Origin of the sequence: Sorangium sp. So ce363 (assembly GCF_051520435.1) — a bacterium.
GTDB classification, from domain to species: Bacteria; Myxococcota_A; Polyangia; order Polyangiales; family Polyangiaceae; genus Sorangium; species Sorangium cellulosum_B.
In genome coordinates this window covers 5179774-5195355 of record NZ_CP150333.1, presented here as the reverse complement: position 1 = coordinate 5195355, position 15582 = coordinate 5179774, and the positions used below count along the sequence as shown (strand labels likewise).

At 71.6% G+C, this 15582-nt stretch carries 14 protein-coding genes; 4 read left to right on the top strand and 10 right to left on the bottom strand.

The features are described 5' to 3' along the window. Window positions 1-73: 73 nt before the first annotated feature. Genes WMF12_RS19710 through WMF12_RS19700 form a run of 3 tightly spaced genes read right to left on the bottom strand, consistent with a single transcriptional unit; the run spans window position 74 to window position 2627 of the window. Window positions 74-820, bottom strand: coding sequence for a TrmH family RNA methyltransferase (locus tag WMF12_RS19710; protein WP_437300742.1), 747 nt, complete (start codon window positions 818-820; stop codon window positions 74-76). After that, a complete protein-coding gene (gene pyrF / locus WMF12_RS19705; RefSeq protein ID WP_437873082.1) occupies window positions 817-1599 on the bottom strand; it encodes an orotidine-5'-phosphate decarboxylase in 783 nt (260 codons plus the stop codon). Before pyrF ends, WMF12_RS19710 begins: the two co-directional genes overlap by 4 nt. A gap of 20 nt (window positions 1600-1619) precedes the next feature. Continuing rightward, on the bottom strand, window positions 1620-2627 hold the full coding sequence (locus WMF12_RS19700; protein ID WP_437873081.1) for a hypothetical protein: 1008 nt from the start codon (window positions 2625-2627) through the stop codon (window positions 1620-1622). 255 nt (window positions 2628-2882) lie between these two features. Between WMF12_RS19700 and WMF12_RS19695 the strand changes: the two genes are divergently transcribed. Next, window positions 2883-3098 carry an acetyl-CoA carboxylase biotin carboxyl carrier protein subunit gene (locus WMF12_RS19695; protein ID WP_012236329.1) on the top strand — a complete coding sequence of 72 codons (216 nt, stop codon included), beginning with the start codon at window positions 2883-2885 and terminating at the stop codon, window positions 3096-3098. A gap of 128 nt (window positions 3099-3226) precedes the next feature. Here WMF12_RS19695 and WMF12_RS19690 read toward each other — a convergent pair whose 3' ends face one another. After that, window positions 3227-4249, bottom strand: a complete 1023-nt coding sequence (locus tag WMF12_RS19690; protein WP_437747184.1) for an MlaD family protein — start codon at window positions 4247-4249, stop codon at window positions 3227-3229. A 233-nt stretch (window positions 4250-4482) separates the two neighbouring features. Here WMF12_RS19690 and WMF12_RS19685 point away from each other — a divergent pair, with 233 nt between their 5' ends. Further along, window positions 4483-5223 (top strand): ABC transporter ATP-binding protein, encoded by a 741-nt coding sequence (locus WMF12_RS19685; RefSeq protein WP_437747183.1) that lies wholly within the window; start codon window positions 4483-4485, stop codon window positions 5221-5223. A gap of 31 nt (window positions 5224-5254) precedes the next feature. On the opposite strand, the gene WMF12_RS19680 is transcribed toward WMF12_RS19685, so the two are convergent. Next, window positions 5255-6112: an MlaE family ABC transporter permease gene (locus WMF12_RS19680; RefSeq protein WP_012236326.1), complete on the bottom strand. Its 858-nt coding sequence runs from the start codon at window positions 6110-6112 to the stop codon at window positions 5255-5257. Between the two features lie 15 nt (window positions 6113-6127). Next, a complete protein-coding gene (locus tag WMF12_RS19675) occupies window positions 6128-7018 on the bottom strand; it encodes an MlaE family ABC transporter permease (protein WP_012236325.1) in 891 nt (296 codons plus the stop codon). A gap of 289 nt (window positions 7019-7307) precedes the next feature. Here WMF12_RS19675 and WMF12_RS19670 point away from each other — a divergent pair, with 289 nt between their 5' ends. Then, a complete protein-coding gene (locus WMF12_RS19670) occupies window positions 7308-8246 on the top strand; it encodes a DMT family transporter (protein WP_437873080.1) in 939 nt (312 codons plus the stop codon). 59 nt (window positions 8247-8305) lie between these two features. On the opposite strand, the gene WMF12_RS19665 is transcribed toward WMF12_RS19670, so the two are convergent. The 4 genes from WMF12_RS19665 to WMF12_RS19650 all read right to left on the bottom strand — a co-directional run bounded on the left by WMF12_RS19665 (window position 8306) and on the right by WMF12_RS19650 (window position 12498). Further along, a complete protein-coding gene (locus WMF12_RS19665; RefSeq protein ID WP_437873079.1) occupies window positions 8306-10051 on the bottom strand; it encodes a cation:proton antiporter in 1746 nt (581 codons plus the stop codon). 108 nt (window positions 10052-10159) lie between these two features. Beyond that, the gene (locus tag WMF12_RS19660) at window positions 10160-10834 is read right to left on the bottom strand and encodes a glutathione S-transferase family protein (protein ID WP_437873078.1); all 675 of its coding nucleotides are present in this window, start codon (window positions 10832-10834) and stop codon (window positions 10160-10162) included. Between the two features lie 45 nt (window positions 10835-10879). Continuing rightward, window positions 10880-11851, bottom strand: coding sequence for an NAD-dependent epimerase/dehydratase family protein (locus WMF12_RS19655; protein ID WP_437873077.1), 972 nt, complete (start codon window positions 11849-11851; stop codon window positions 10880-10882). Then, entirely contained in the window at window positions 11848-12498 is a 651-nt protein-coding gene (locus tag WMF12_RS19650; protein ID WP_437873076.1) for a class I SAM-dependent methyltransferase, read from the bottom strand. The genes WMF12_RS19655 and WMF12_RS19650 overlap by 4 nt, the downstream gene beginning before the upstream one ends. 441 nt (window positions 12499-12939) lie before the next feature. Between WMF12_RS19650 and WMF12_RS19645 the strand changes: the two genes are divergently transcribed. After that, window positions 12940-15576 (top strand): S8 family serine peptidase, encoded by a 2637-nt coding sequence (locus tag WMF12_RS19645; protein ID WP_437873075.1) that lies wholly within the window; start codon window positions 12940-12942, stop codon window positions 15574-15576. Window positions 15577-15582: the final 6 nt, after the last annotated feature.

The window sequence follows — 15582 nt, the reverse complement described above, 5'->3', positions numbered from 1 at the left end:
ACGTCGCGGCGCGCGAGCGCGCTGGTGACCGGGACATGGAGGCGCGCCGCGAGAGGTCGAGCGCGCTGTCCGGCTACGCGCTCGATGCGCGGCGCTGCCGGACGACTTCGTAGAGCGCGATCGCCCCTGCGACCGAGGCGTTCAGCGAGGCGATGGGGCCGGTCATGGGGAGCCGAGCGACGTGCTGGCAGACGCGGCGGACCGAGCGGCGCGTGCCCTTGTCCTCGGCGCCGATGACGATCGCGACAGGGCCGGTCAGGGGCAGCTCGCCGAGCTCCACCGGACCCTGGGCGTCGAGCGCTATCGCGGCGACGCCTCGGGCGGCGAGCGCCTCCAGGGCGTCGGGCAAGGAGGGGACGCGGCACAGCCTCGCGTGCTCGATCGCGCCCGCGGACGCACGGAAGGTCGCCGGGGTGAGCGGCGCCGAGCTGTGCTCGGGCCACAGGATGGCCCGGGCGCCCAGGGCGACGGCGCTGCGGATCACCGCGCCGAAGTTCTGCGGGTCCATGACGCCGTCGAGCGCCACCGTGATCGTGCCGGCGCCGGGCTGGCCCTCCTCGACGACCGGGATCTCGTCGACACCGACGATCTGGAGCTCGGGCGCCGAGGCCACGGCCCCCTGGTGGCGCCCGCCGGCGCTGCGGCGATCGAGCTCGTTGCGGGGCGCGCGCTCGGTCGGGATGCCCTGGCCCTCCGCGAGGCGCGCGAGCGCGTCGAGCTTCGGGCCGCCGTCGCGCTGGACGAGGACCCATCCGACGCGCGCTCCGTGCGCGCGGATCGCCTCACGAACCGGCTGGAGACCGTAGACGAGGCGGCTCACGGGCGCGGAGGGTGGAGCGTGTGCGCGATCTCCTGGACGATCGAGCGCGCCGTGGCGAGCGGATCGGCCGCGTCGCGGATCGGCCGGCCGACCACGAGGAGATCTGCGCCGGCCGAGATCGCGGCCGAGGGCGTGGCGATGCGCTTCTGATCATCGCCTTGTGTGCTGCCTGCGCCTGGAGCGAGGCGGATGCCCGGCGTCACGATGAGCTCGCCCCGCCCGAGCGCCTCCCGCAGCGCGGGGACCTCGTGCGGCGAGGCGACGAACCCGTGGACGCCGGCGCCGCGCGCGAGCTGCGCCAGCCGGACCACGTGCTCGGACGCGCTCCCCTGCACGCCCTGCGCGGCGAGATCGCCGTCGTCGAGCGACGTGAGCACGGTGACGGCGAGCAGGATCATGTCCTGAGAGCGCGCCGCCTCGTGGGCCGCGCGCCTCAGCATCTCGGCGCCGCCGGCGGCGTGCACCGTCAGGTACCGGACCCCGAGCGCGGCGGCGCTCGCCACGGCCCGCGCCACCGTCTCGGGGATGTCGTGCAGCTTCAGATCGAGGAAGACATCGAGCCCGAGCGACTTGCCGATCTCGACCGCCCTCGGCCCCTCGCGAACGAACAGCTCCAGGCCGACCTTGAGCACGCCGATCGAGGGGGCGATGCGGGTCGCCGCCGCCCTGGCCTCGTCGAGGTTCGCATAGTCGAGCGGGAAGACGAGCCTGCGGCGCGCCTCGTCGAGCGAGCCGCCGCCGAGGCTCGTTCTCTGCCTGACGGAGCTGTGGTTAGCCATTCAGGGGACCCCGTTCCGCGTCAGAGGCAGCTGCAGAGCGGATCGCCAGGGGCACAGTTGCAGGGCGCCTTGGCGCCGCCGCCGCTCGCCGGCGCGCCGCCCGCGGCCGGGCGTCCGCCGCCGCCGCGGCGCAGCTGCTCCTGCTTCTGCTGCTCGGCCTCGAGCTGCTTCTGCAGGGCAAGGCGCGTCGCCTCGTCCTTGGCGGTCGCGAGCTGATCGCGCAGCCCGGCCATCTTGCCCTCGGACTCCTTGAACTGCGCCTCGAGGCGCTTGTTCGCCTCCTCGAGCTCGCGGGCCCTCGCGGCCTCGGCCTGGATGCGCGCCTCGTTCTTCTGTGCCGAGTCGACGGCGACGACCGTGACGATGCCGATCACCAGCACGCTCGCGATGGCGCCGCCGATGAGGAGCTTGCGCAGCTTCTTCTTCGACTCGTCCTGCTGCAGCGCCGCGAGCGAGCGCTCGTGGTGCTGCTGCGCGGCCATCGCCTCGAGCCGCGCCTTCTGCTCGGCCTCGACGCGCGCCTTCTCGATCTCGGCCTGCCGGATCGCCTCGAGCCGCGCCGCCTCCTCGCGGGACCGGCGCTCCTCGTTGCGACGGCGCTCCTCCTCGGTGCGGATGCGCTGCTCCTCGGCATCGCGCGCGGCGCGCTCGGCCTCGACGCGCGCCTTCTCGGCGGCGGCGGCGGCGGCGGCCTTCTGGGCCTCTTCGCTCTTGATGCGATCCTCCTCGAGGTTCATCAGCTCCTTGAGCGAGAACAGGACCGAGCTTTCCTTCTGTTCCGACATGACCTCGTGGCTCCTTCGATCGAGCGCGTGCGGTTGGGCTACCAAGGGGCGGTGCGGGGACCTGCAGGTCGCCCTCGGAGGGCCACCGAGCAGGACGATTCTGACCCGCAGAGCGGCTTTGACGCAATTATTCGCGAACGCCACGACCCTCGTGATGTCGAGGCGCCGCGGAGCCGCCAGCCAGAGTATCGCCGTGGTGCACCGCAGGTACCAGCGGAAATCGTTGCGCTCCGTCCCTTCCACCTCACCTCCACGTGTTCACCTCGGTCACCGAGGTCACCTCGGTCAGCTCGCGTGCCCTCGGTTCCCCTTGGTCCTCCTTGGTTCACCTCCGTTCCCCCCGGTTGTCAGCGCGCGCCTGCGCCGTCGCCGGACGAACTGGTCCGTCGCGGAGGGCGCCCAGGGCATGATGGAAGAAGGGGCCGCCCGATGGCGGGCATCGTCGCTCACCACGGCCCCGTTGGATTCTCGGTGGCTCTCCGGTAGCGTCGCGCGCCCATGGCGAACGTCATCAAGGCGCACATCACCGGTACGGTCTGGAAGATCGAGGTCAAGCCGGGCGACGAGGTCGAAGAGGGGACCGTCGTCGTCATCCTCGAGTCCATGAAGATGGAGATGCCCGTCGAGGCTGAGGAAGCGGGGACGGTCGAGGAGATCCTCGTCACCGAGGGGGCCGCCGTCACGGAAGGCGCCCCGCTGGTCAAGCTGGCCTGAGCGGCCGTCAGGGCCGACGGGGACCCGACGGCCCACGGACGTACATCGCGCTCACGCCCGGGTCATCGGCCCGGCGCGCGGAGCGCGGTCGCGCGGCGGCGCGCCCTGCAGGACGCGCGCGGCGCCGCTCACTCGCGCCAGAAGAACTTCCAGGGGTTGTGCTTGAGGTCTCGCGCGAGCTCCTGCAGGTCGTCGAACAGCTGCTCATCCATCACGAGCGCGCCGACCGTCCCCTTGCCGCGCTTCACGTGGGCGAGGACCTCCTGGGCGTCGGCCGTCGCAGCCCTCGCCCTGCCCGCGATCTCGGCGATGTCGTCGAGCGTCTTCCTGATCTTGACCTGCTCGGTCTCGCCGCCCACGGTCGTCGAGAGGCGGCGCGCGTTCGCCAGCGTCTCGCGCGCGTCCGCCATGAGCGGCGGCAGATCGCGCGCGGCCGTCCCGGTCAGCTGATCGGTGTTCGCGAGGATGCGGTCGATCTGCGGGTTGTTCACGTACCGCTGCCGGGCGTCCTTCACGAGATCGGTGCCGTCGACGCTCATCTGCTCGACGTTCTCGGCGATGCGATCGAGCCGATCCTGGTTTCGGTGCATGAAGTCGCCGGTGCCCTTCAGCGTCTTCCGGAGCCCGTCGAACGCCTCCCCGACCTCTTCGCGGTGCTCGCGCATCGCCGAGACCGTCGCGTGCAGGAGCTCGTATCCCTCGGCGAGCAGCATGTCGAGGCGCGGCGGATCGAGCCCCCGGACGACGGCGTTCGGCGGGATCACCGGCCGATCGGTCGAGCCGGGCTCGATCGCGAGGAACTGCTCGCCGAGCACGCCCTGCGTGGTGACGTAGAACGTGGCGTTGTCGTGGATGCTCTGCTGGTAGCGTTCCTCGAGGCGCAGCTGGATCCGCACGAGCGGCTCGCGCTTGCCGTCCTTGCCGAGCTTGCCGCCGCTGAAGTGGATCTCGCTCAGCTTGCCGATCTCCACGCCGGCGATCTTCACCGGCGCCCCGGTCTGGAGGCCGCCCGGGTTGTCGAACTCGACGTAGATCGAGTACTTCGGCTGGAAGTTGACCCCGCCCATCACGAGGATGAACGTGGCGAGGAGCCCGAGCGCCGTCAGGATGAGGATCCCGACCTTGACCTCGATCGATCGCGGGCTTGCCATGAGTTCGTTATCTTCTCCGATCTGGCGGCGGCCGGGGGAGGGAAATAGGCCAGGATCCACCTGCCGCAGCGCGATATTCCAGCGGGCGGCGTGACGCTTCGCGCAGCCATTGCTTTGACGCAACCGCGCTTCTCTTCGTTTTGCTCGTTTCTTCGCTTCTCCTCCTCTCGCCTTCTCTCGCCTCGCCTCGCTTTTCTCCGCTTCTCTCCTCTATCCACTATCCCCAGACCGCGATGATTTCGTTCCGAAATGTCCGAAAATCCTTTGGCCCCAAAGATGTCCTCAAGGATGTCTCGTTCGACGTCGAGGACGGCGAGGTGTTCTTCATCATCGGGCAGTCGGGGGTCGGGAAGAGCGTGCTCATCAAGCACCTCGTGGGGTTGCTCTATCCGGACGGCGGGGAGATCTGGCTGGACGGAGAGGAGGTGAGCCGCTTCGACGAGGCCCGGATGTACCCGGTGAGGATGAAGTGCGCGATGGTGTTCCAGCACTCGACGCTGTTCGACTCGATGACGTGCGCCGAGAACGTCGCGCTCCCGCTCCGCAAGCACAAGGGGCTCAGGCCGAAGGAGGCGCTCGCGGAGGCGCGGAAGCGGCTCGAGCAGGTGCATATGCGCGAGTTCGGGGACCGCTTCCCGCCGGAGCTCGGCGACGGGATGCGCAAGCGCGTCGCCATCGCCCGCGCGCTCACGCTCGACCCGCGCTACGTGCTCTTCGACGAGCCGACCACGAGCCTCGACCCGGTGAGCGCGCGGCGCGTCGACAAGCTGATCCGCGAGCTCAGCGATACGCTCGGCGTGACGAGCATCGTCGTGAGCCACGACCTCGTGAGCATCTTCACGATCGCCGACCGCGTCGTCATGCTCTATCAAGGTCTGGTGCGCCTGCTCGGGGATCGCGCGGCGTTCCAGGGCTCGCCGGATCCGGTCGTGCAGCAGTTCATCACCGGCAGCGCCGAGGGGCCGATCGAGTGAGGCGCCGGCGCGGCGCGGCGGGGCCGCCCGCCTAGCGGAAGATCAGGAAAGCGGCCGCCGAGATCAGCATGTTGAGCACGATGACCGCGAGCGAGGAGTTCACGACCGCGCGCGTCGTCGCCCAGCCCACGCCCTCGCTGCCGCCGAACGTCGACAGCCCGGAGTGGCCGGAGACCACCGGGATCGCGGCGCCGTAGGCCACGCACTTCGCGAGGCCGGTCGCGAGATCACCGGCGTCGACGAGGCTGACGTTCATGAACGTCTCGGGGCTGACATCGAACATGCTGTACGCGGTGACCATCCCGGTGGTGAAGGAGACCGCGGCGCTCCAGACGATGAGGCACGTCGTCATGAGGAGGCTCGCGATGAACCGCGGCTTGATGAGGTAGTCGATCGGATCGGCCGCGCACATGCGGAGCGCGTCGACCTGCTCGGTCACCACCATCGAGCCGATCTCGGCGGCGATGCCCGCGCCGACCCGCGTGGCGAGCATCAGCGCGGCGATCGACGCGGCGAGATCGCGGACGAGCAGCTCGAGGTACGTCGCGCCGAGCATGGTCAGATCCGGGATGACCCGCTTCGCCTGCTGGCCGGCCTGGAAGACCATGATCATCCCGATGAAGCCCATCACGACCGTCAGGAAGAACAGCGATTTGTTGCCGATCTCGTACATCTGTTGGAGCACCGCGCCCGGCTCGCGGCGCCCCTTCGCGCAGTAGTAAAGCGTCCTTACAAATACCGAGTAGAGCTCGCGCGCCGACTGGAAGAGGGACAGCGCGGCGGCGCCGATCGCGGCGACGCCGGACGCCTCCGGCGCGAGATCCCTGAGCTCGCTCGAGGGCGGGCCGGCGCTCGGGCGGTCGGAGGAGCTCTTGTCCGGGGAGGGCATGCGCGGCGCCGCCGATCAGTCGAGCGTGAAGGAGACGAAGTAGTCGAGGATGAAGATGCCGGCGGCCGAGGCGACGACGGTCGCGTTGACGGCGCGGCCGACGCCGGGCGCGCCGCCGGTCACGCCGAGGCCGTACTGGCAGCTCGAGAGCGCGAGCACGACGCCGAAGACGACGCTCTTGACGAGGCCGCTCATGACGTCGCCGATGTCGAGCAGCCCGCTCGTGAGGCCGTTGTAGAAGACGGCCGGGGCGACGCCGAGGAGGAGGTCGCCGGTCAGCGCGGCGCCGAGCAGGGCGAGCGCGTCGGCGAAGATCACCGAGAGGAGCAGCGTCAGCACCATCGCGAGGAAGCGCGGGGCGATGAGGAAGCTCACCGGGTCGATCGCGAGGACGCGGAGGGCGTCGATCTGCTCGGTGACGACCATGGTGCCGAGCTCGGCGGTGTTGTTGGCGCCGACGCGGCCGTTGATCATGAGCGCCGTGAGCAGCGGGGCGATCTCGCGGAGCGTGCCGAAGCCGGCGCCCCAGCCGAGCAGGCCGTGCGCGCCGAAGCGCTCGACCAGCGGCGCCGCCTGGATGACCATGATCGCGCCGGTGAAGAGGGCGGTCACGACGACGATGGGCATCGACTTGACGCCCATCCGGTAGAGGTTGCGCATGAACTCGGCGCCGTCGACGCGGAGCGTGGCCACGCGCGCCGCGATCTTGCCCGCGAGCACGGCCATGCCGCCCACCGTGGCGGCGATCTGGAGGAACGAGCCGCCGAGCTGGTGGACGCCGGAGGGCTCCTGCGCGATCGGCGCGCGCGGCCGCTTCACGGGTGGCGCGGGCGGCGCGCCGGACGAGGCGAGCGCGCCGCCGCCGTGAGCGCGCGCGGCGGTGCCTGGGCCAGCAGGAGACGTCATGGGAGACGGGAGCTTAGCCCAAGGCTCCCGGGGAGCGCGGCGCGATCTGGCGTCCCGAGAGGCCGGCGCCCGAGAGGTCGAGACCGCTACCCAAGCAGGAGATCGTCCTCTACGTGGAATGTGCCCGCCTCACCCCGAGGCAGTCTCGTGCGGTGGCAAACGCGCGCTCCTGCGCGCAATGCCGGCGCGCCTCCCGCGGAGGAGCGCGCCGGCCCGGAGGCGGGCTGTCGGCGACGATGTCCGGTCCCCTGGCGGAGCGAGCCTGGTGAAGAGCAGAGAAGCAGATGTGATGTCCCCTCATGAGAGCGTGGGCGCGTTGACGGGCGAGATCCGGACCGGCCTCCTCGACGACGGCCGGACGTTCGCCGTCCTCTCGGCGGCGACGTTCGCGCTCAAGGCGATCTTCGTGAAGCTCGCCTACGCCGCGCACCCCGTCGACGCGGTGACGCTGCTCGCGCTGCGGATGGGCATCGCGCTGCCGTTCTTCCTGTGGCTCGCCCGCAGGGAGCGCGGCGCGGCCGAAGGGCCCCTGACGCCTCGCCTCTGGGGAGGTGTGCTGATCGTCGGGTTCCTAGGATATTACCTCTCCAGCCTGTTCGACTTCATCGGGCTCACGTACATCAGCACCGGCCTCGAGCGGCTGATCCTGTTCGTGTATCCGACGCTCGTCCTCCTGATCGGCGCGGTGTGGCTGAAGCAGCCAGTGCACGGCAAGGCCTGGGGAGCGCTCGCCGTGTGTTATCTCGGGCTTGGGGCGGCCGTCTGGCACGATCTCGAGCAATCCGGGGACGTGCGGGCCGTCGCCATCGGCGGAGCGTGGGTGTTCGCGAGCTCGGTGACCTACGCGCTCTACTACATCGGCGTCGGCAAGCTCGCCTCAAGGGTCGGCTCGACGCGCCTCGCCGCGTACTGCGGGGCGGCCTCGTGCCTGATGGTGCTCGCGCACTACGCGGCGACGGGGAGCCCGGTCAGGCTGGGCGAGCTCCCGGCGTCGGTGTGGGGGTACGCGGCAGCGATGGCGACGATCAGCACGGTGCTCCCCATCGTGCTGCTCGCCGCCGCCATCCGGCGTCTCGGCGCGGGTCGCGCGGCGACGTTCTCGACGCTGGGCCCGGTGCTCACGATCGCTTTCTCGTGGGTCATCCTGGGCGAGCCGGCCACGTGGCAGCAGGTCGTCGGGCTCACGCTGGTCGTGGGCGGGGTGAGCTGGCTCGGCAAGTCGAAGTGAATCTGCGTCCCGCTCGGGAGCGCCGGGGCCGCGGGGCGCGGCGAATGCCCGCCGCGGGGTCAGGCGTCGTGCACCGCGGGGCGAGGCCCTGGTGAGCCGCTGCCGAAGAGCTCGCTCCGGACGCGATCGCGCTCGCGTTCGAGCTGCTCGGACGTCGCGCCCAGCCGCACGAGGAGGCGCTCGGTCATCGAGAACGCGACCTCCGCCTCGCCGGTCACCACGACGTCCGCGCCCGCCTTCTTCAGCGCGGTCACCTCGCGCAGGTAGAAGGCGCGGGCGAGGACGAACAGCCGCGGGTTCACGCCCTTCGCCTGCTCGATCACCCCGTCCCCGGGCGCGCCGGCCGCCGTGAACAGCAGGCTGTCCGCCGTCCCGACCCCGGCCCGCTCGAGGATTTCCCGCTGCGTGGCGTCGCCGTAGATCGCGCGGATGCCCTGGTCCTGCAGCTGCTTCACCGTGTCGAGGTTCAGCTCGACGACGGTCGGCGCGATGCCGTTCTCACGGAGCAGCCGCGTCAGCGTCTTCCCGACAGGGCCGTAGCCCACCACGACGGTGCGGTGGGCGTGCTCGTCCAGCGAAGCGGCCTCGGCCTCCGCGAGGGCGGCGTCGCGCCGCTGGAAGAGCGCGGACGTCCATCGCGCGAGGCGATCGCGGACGCCGAAGAGCACCGGGTTCAGCGTGATCGACACGATGGCGGCGACGACGAGCGCCTGCTCGGCCTCGACCGGCAGGACGCCGAGCTTCTTGCCGAGCGCCGCGAGGATGAACGAGAACTCCCCGATCTGCGCGAGGGAGAGGGCCACGGCAAAGGCGGTCTGGAGGGGGCGGCGGAGCAGCACCGTCACCGCGAGCGCGGCGAGCGGCTTGCCGATCAGCACCACCGCGAGCGTCCCCGCGGCCAGCTGCCAGCCCACGGCGAGCTGCGCCGGGTCGAGGTGCATCCCCACCGAGACGAAGAACAGCACGGCGAACGCGTCGCGCATCGGGAGCGCCTCCGACGCGGCGCGCGAGCTGAAGTCGGACTGGCCGACGACGAGGCCGCCGAGGAAGGCGCCGAGCGCCATCGACGATCCGAAGAGCATGGCCGAGCCCACGGCGACGCCGAGCGCGACGACGAGCACCGTCAGCGTGAAGAGCTCCCGCGAGCCGGTCTTCGCCACGTACCCCAGCAGCGCGGGGATGAAGCGCCGTCCGACGATGAAGACGAACGCCACGAGCCCGGAGAGCTTCAGGACCGCGATCCCCACGGACATGGCGACGCCCGCCGCGCCCGCGCCCGCGGCTTCGCCCATCACGGCGGGGAGCAGCACGAGCACCAGCACGGTGAAGACGTCCTCGAGCACGAGCCAGCCGATGGCGAGGTGGCCAGCGGGGGTGTGCAGGACGTCGTTGTCGCTGAGGACCCGCGTGAGCACGACGGTGCTCGCCACCGAGATGGCGACGCCGAAGACGACCGCCGCGCCCCACGTCCAGCCCGCGGCGCGGCCGATCAGGGCGCCGAGCGCCGTGGCGACCGCGATCTGGATGAGGGCGCCGGGCACGGCCACCTTGCGCACGGCCAGCAGCTCGCGGACGTGGAACTGCATGCCGACGCCGAACATCAGCAGGATGACCCCGATCTCCGCGAGCTGGTCCGCGAGCCGCTTGTCCGCCACGAACCCCGGGGTGAAGGGGCCGACGAGGATGCCGGCCAGCAGGTAGCCCACGATGGGGGACAGCCTCAGGCGCTGGGTGACGAAGCCGAGCGCCAGGGCTCCGGTCAGCCCGCCCGTGATCGTGAGGATAAGATCGAGTTCGTGCGGCATGTCCGGGTCTAGCGCCTTCCGTCGCCGGCCGCCGCTTCGTGGTGCGGCGCCGCCGGTGATCTCGAGCGAGGCGTGGGCCGCGCTCGCCTCTACTTACTTGTTGACGTGTTACATGCCCACGACGCCGATGGCCTCGTACTCCTCGATGATGTGCGGCTCCTCCTTGGCCTTCGCGATCCACGCCTGCATCGCGGGCAGCGCGAGGATCGACGCCACGTAGCGCCGGGAGACCGCGTCGAGCTCGACGCCGTACGTGTCGAACCGCGTCGCGACCGGCGCGTACATGGCGTCCGCCACGCTGAAGCGCCCGAACAGGAACTCGCCTCCCTGGCCAAAGCGCGATCGGCAGTCGTTCCATATCGCCTGGACGCGCGCGATGTCCTGCGACGCCGCGTCGGTGATCGCCACGCCCTGGATCTTCCGCCGCACGTTCATCGGCAGCGCGGTGCGGAGCGCGGCGAAGCTGCTCGCCATCTCGGCGCTCACCGATCGCGCGACGGCGCGCGCGTCGCGCGCCTCCGGCCAGAGCTTCGCCGCGGGGAAGAGCTCCGCCGCGTACTCGGCGATCGCGAGCGACTCCCAGATCGTGAGCGCCCCGTGCTGCAGGGCCGGCACCTTGCCCGACGGAGAGTAACGCTGGATCTCCAGGGTGCGTGTGCCGGGCGCCCGGAGAGGGATCACCACCTCTTCGAAATCGGCGCCAGCCTGCTTCAGGACGAGCCAGGCCCGGAGCGACCACGATGAATAGGTCCTGTTCCCGAGATAGAGGGTGAGCTCAGCCATGCGTGGAGTCTACCACCGCGGCCGACCCGCGCGGCGGCGGCGCGCTCACTGCGCTCGTCGCGCCAGCTCGCCCCCGAACACCTCGCTCGCCAGCGCCTCCACCGCCATCCGGACCGCCTCGTCGCTCGTGTGGCGCACCCGGAAGCCCAGCGCCGCCAGCTTGCCAGGATCCATCCGCGATCGCGGCACGTCGCCAGGCCAGCCGCGCTCGCCTCCCTGATACCGGATCACCGCTTCCGGATAGGGCGACGCCGCCACGCACAGCTCCGCGATGCGCGAGACGCTCGTCGCGTCCTCGGGCGCGAGGTTGTAGAGGTTGAGCCGCTCCCTGGCCTGGTCGAAGCCGAACAGGATCCCCTCCGCGCAGTCCCGGACATCGAGGTACGGCTTCGACTGGCGCCCGTCGCCGAGCACCTCGAGCTCCGTCCGCCGATCGCGCAGCTTCTTCAGGAAATCGAGCGCCGCGCCGTGCGTCCCGCGCGGCCCGACGACGTTGCCGAAGCGGTAGATCCACGCCGTGAGGCCGAAGCACTCGACGTAGGCGCTGATGAGCGCCTCGCCCGCGAGCTTGCTCGCGCCGTAGAGCGAGATGGGCAAGGCGCCGAGATCGCCCTCCGCGCACCGACGCGCGGTGTCGCCGTAGACCGTCCCGGAGGACGAGAAGATCAGCCGGCTGACGGCCGTCCGTCGCATCGCCTCGAGCACGTTGTACGTCGCGATGGTGCCCTGATCGAGGTCGAGCCGCGTCCGCGCGAGCCCCCAGCGCGCCTCGGGGTTCGCCGCGAGGTGCACGACGAGGTCGTGGCCCGCCATGGACTCGGTGAGCCGCTCCAGATCGAGGGCGTCGGCCTCGACGAGCGTCGCGCGACCGGAGGCGAGGTGCGACGCCACGAACGCGCGGCGCCCGACAGAGAGGTTATCGTAGATCGTCACGGGGCCGCGCTCGACCAGGCGATCGGTGAGGTGGCTCCCGATGAACCCGGCGCCGCCGACGACGAACGACCTGAGCTCCGTCATCGCGCGTCTCCCGCGGTTCCCGCGATTCCCGCGGCCAGGCGCTCGATCCGCGCCGCGAACTGGAGGCGATCCTGGGTCACGAGGCGGAACGGCAGATCGTGGATCCGGAGCGGCCACTCGAGGCCGGTGATGCGGCCACCCGCGCCGCGCACGAGCGCGACGAGCTCGCCCGGCGTGAAGTACGTGCCCCGCACCTCGACGCCGGGCGCGGCGTTGCCGGCGAGATCCATCCAGAGCAGCACGCGCTCCGAGACCGGGCCGAACCGGAAGTGATCCTTGAGCGCGACGACGCGCGACGCGACCCGGAGCGCCTCGGCGAGCAGCGCGCCGGGGCGCGCGGCGTGGTGCAGCACGTCGGAGAGGAGCACCGCCTCGAACGCCGCGTCGGGGAAGGGGAGGCGCTCGCCGTCATAGCCGATGACCGCCAGCGCCGCCCCGGGACGCGCCTTCACGTCCACGCCGACGACGCGGAGCGCCCCGACCAGGCGCGCGACCTCCAGCGCGACCGTGCCGTCGCCCGCGCCCACGTCGAGCAGCGACGCCGCAGGGCCCACCTGCGCGGCGAGCGCCCGCGCGACGCGGCCCACGCGCGGCACGTGGACCAGGCGATGGTGCAAGGAGAACAGGGCGCGCTCGAGGACCGTCATCGTGCATCCGAGCCCCGGCGCCGCCCGCGCCGGAGAGTCGCGCCACGCTAGTCGAGCGCTCGAGGACCGGCAACGTCCGGGGCCGTCCCCGCGCCGCCGGAGGCCGAGGCGGCCTCCGGAGCGCGACGAGCTCGTACGCCGCGGCATGGCAGGACAGCGACGACATCGCGAGATAACGACCTCTCGAGGGCGCCTCTCATGGCGCCCTGGGCTCCGTGACCACCGCGCCACCGCGCCACCGCGCCACCGCGCCACCGCGCTCCGTCGCGCGTGGCAGGGCCGCACAGCGCAACTCTCGTTACGCCCGACCCGAAAGGGCGGCTGCTCTGAAACAACCACTCTTCCATGGTCTGCGACAATGACGGTCAGTGGCGCGCGCCGCCCTCCGTTCTCGCACCGCTCGCGCTTGACCGATTCGCGTCATCGAACATAGCTGAATCGATGATCGGAGCGCGCGGGAAGGGGCGTGTGAGGTGCGGTGGTTGTCGGCTCGTTCTGGCATCTCTCTGGTTCGCCATTTCAGGGTGCAGCGGAGAGACTGGAGACAAGGAGGCGGGCCGGGACACTGTCCCTCCGGACGACTCGGAGCCAGGCGAAGCGACGTTCGCGCCGGAGGAGGCCACGGAGCTCTGGTTCGTGGAGTTCGAGCGAGCGCCGGCCGCGAGGGGCAGCGGGGGCGCCCGCGTCAAGGGCCTTGTCGAGGAGGAGCGGGAGCTCTTCCGGCGAGCTGCTGCGGCCCGCGGGCTCCGGTACAAACAACGATTCTCGTTCGACGAGCTCTGGAACGGCCTCTCCGTCTGGGTCGCGCAGGAGAGCTCGGCTGCGCTCGTGGACATGCCCGGGGTCAAGGCCGTCTACCCGGTGATGCCGGTGGAGCTCGACACCACGCGCGCCGCGCCGACAGTCGACCCGGACCTCGCCGTCGCAGGCGAGATGTCGGGCGCGGACGTCGTGCGCCGAGAGCTCGGCGTGACCGGCGAGGACATCCGCGTCGGCGTGATCGACAGCGGGATCGACTACCATCATCCCGATCTCGGAGGCTGCTTCGGCCCGGGCTGCCGCGTGGCGTTTGGCTACGATTTCGTCGGCGACGATTTCGTCGCCGGTGACGCGACCAAGCCGCCCGTGCCCGACGGAGAGCCGGACGATTGCCTGGGCCATGGCACGCACGTCGCCGGCATCATCGGGGCGAACGGGGTCGTGCACGGCGTGGCCCCGGACGTGACCTTCGGCGCTTACCGCGTGTTCGGCTGCCGCGGCGGCTCGCGCGCCGACATCATCCTCAAGGCGATGGAGCGGGCTGCCAGCGACGGCATGCACGTCATCAACATCAGCATCGGAACGCCGTTCCAGTGGCCTGACTATCCGACGGCGACGGCGGCGAGCGCGCTCGTCGGGCGCGGCGTCGTGGTCGTCGCGTCGATCGGCAACAGCGGTGAGAAGGGGCTCTGGGCCGCGGGCGCGCCCGGCGTGGGTGAGGCGGTCATCGGCACCGCGTCCGTCGACAGCACGCGCGTCACCACCCTGTCGTTCACCGTCGCGCCGGGCAACGCCGTGATCGGCTACACCCGCGGCGCCGGGAGCCCGCCCGCGCCGCTCTCGGGGAGCGCCGCCCTCGCGCGCACGGGGACGACCACCAGCGCCCGCGACGCGTGCGCCGAGCTCCCCGCCGGCAGCCTCGCGCGCCAGATAGCGCTCGTCCGGCGCGGCGGCTGCTCGTTCCACCAGAAGGCCGCGCACGCGCAGGCCGCGGGCGCCGTCGGCGTCCTGTTCTACAACGACCGGTCCGGGGCGATGAGCCCGTCCGTGGAGGGCGACCCTCCGATCACCCTCCCGGTCGTGGGGATCGCGCAGGCCGACGGCGAGCTGCTCAACGCGCGCCTCGACGCCGGGCCCGTGACCCACAGCTGGACCCACCGGGCCGTGGCCGCGCGGAACAGCACCGCGGGCCTCGTCTCCCGCTTCAGCTCGCACGGCCTGAGCGCGGCGCTGTCCTTCAAGCCCGATCTCGCCGCGCCCGGCGGCACGATCTACTCGACGGTGCCGATCGAGCAAGGTTCGTACGACACGCTCAGCGGGACGTCGATGGCGGCGCCGCACGTGGCCGGGGCCGTCGCGCTCCTGCTCGCCGCGCGCCCGGAGCTGTCCGCGGCGCGCGTGCGCGACGTCCTCCAGAACACCGCGGTCCCCGCGCCGTGGAGCGGCGATCTGGGCGCCGGCGTGCCGGAGAGCGCGCACCGGCAGGGCGCAGGGGTGATCCGCGTCGACCGGGCGATCCGCGCGACCACCGTGATCAGCCCCGGAAAGCTCTCGCTGGGAGAGAGCGAGGCCGGCCCCGCCGCGCGCACGCTGACGCTCGAGAACTCGAGCGGGCACGACGTCACCTACGACCTGTCGCACGCGCCCGCGGCGTGCGCGACAGGGGGCGACCACTGGGCGCCGGCGAGCGCCACGACCGGCGCGGCGCGCGTCGATTTCAGCGCCGCGAGCGTGACGGTGCCCGCCGCCGGGAGCGCGACCGTCTCCGTCACCGTCACGGCGAGCGACGCGCTCGCGGAAGGCGGCCTGTTCGGCGGCTACCTCGTGTTCACGCCGCGGGGCGGCGCGGCCGACGGCCTGCTGCGGGTGCCGTATGCGGGCTTCAAGGGCGATTACCAGAGCCTGCCCCTCCTCAAGCCGTCGGGGTCCGGGGCTCCGTGGCTCGGCAAGCTGAGCGGGACGCGCCTGACCCAGCAGCCGCGCGGCGCGGCCTACACGCTGGCGTCGGACGACATGCCGTATGTGGTCGTCCACCTCGATCACGGCGCGGAGCTCCTGGCGCTGGACATCGTCGACGCCACCACGGCGAAGCCGTGGGGGCGCGCGCTGATGCTGTCCCACGTCGGTCAGAGCGCGTCCGCGACGGCGGTCACGCGGTATGGATGGAAGGGCACGACGAAGCTCGACGGGAGGGTCACCGTCGTCCCGGACGGGGATTACCTGATCAAGCTCCGCGCGCTCCGGGCGCTCGGCGATCCGGACAACGAGGCGCACTGGGAGACGTGGACGTCGCCCGTCGTCACCCTCGACCGGCCGTGACGGGTC

What these genes read in the sequence shown, in the direction of transcription:
- WMF12_RS19645 (WP_437873075.1), top strand. Translation starts at nt 12,940, where the DNA reads ATGATCGGAGCGCGCGGGAAGGGGCGTGTGAGGTGCGGTGGTTGTCGG.
- pyrF (WP_437873082.1), bottom strand. Translation starts at nt 1,599, where the DNA reads ATGGCTAACCACAGCTCCGTCAGGCAGAGAACGAGCCTCGGCGGCGGC.
- WMF12_RS19655 (WP_437873077.1), bottom strand. Translation starts at nt 11,851, where the DNA reads ATGACGGAGCTCAGGTCGTTCGTCGTCGGCGGCGCCGGGTTCATCGGG.
- WMF12_RS19675 (WP_012236325.1), bottom strand. Translation starts at nt 7,018, where the DNA reads ATGACGTCTCCTGCTGGCCCAGGCACCGCCGCGCGCGCTCACGGCGGC.
- WMF12_RS19685 (WP_437747183.1), top strand. Translation starts at nt 4,483, where the DNA reads ATGATTTCGTTCCGAAATGTCCGAAAATCCTTTGGCCCCAAAGATGTC.
- WMF12_RS19695 (WP_012236329.1), top strand. Translation starts at nt 2,883, where the DNA reads ATGGCGAACGTCATCAAGGCGCACATCACCGGTACGGTCTGGAAGATC.
- WMF12_RS19690 (WP_437747184.1), bottom strand. Translation starts at nt 4,249, where the DNA reads ATGGCAAGCCCGCGATCGATCGAGGTCAAGGTCGGGATCCTCATCCTG.
- WMF12_RS19650 (WP_437873076.1), bottom strand. Translation starts at nt 12,498, where the DNA reads ATGACGGTCCTCGAGCGCGCCCTGTTCTCCTTGCACCATCGCCTGGTC.
- WMF12_RS19660 (WP_437873078.1), bottom strand. Translation starts at nt 10,834, where the DNA reads ATGGCTGAGCTCACCCTCTATCTCGGGAACAGGACCTATTCATCGTGG.
- WMF12_RS19680 (WP_012236326.1), bottom strand. Translation starts at nt 6,112, where the DNA reads ATGCCCTCCCCGGACAAGAGCTCCTCCGACCGCCCGAGCGCCGGCCCG.
- WMF12_RS19670 (WP_437873080.1), top strand. Translation starts at nt 7,308, where the DNA reads ATGTCCCCTCATGAGAGCGTGGGCGCGTTGACGGGCGAGATCCGGACC.
- WMF12_RS19665 (WP_437873079.1), bottom strand. Translation starts at nt 10,051, where the DNA reads ATGCCGCACGAACTCGATCTTATCCTCACGATCACGGGCGGGCTGACC.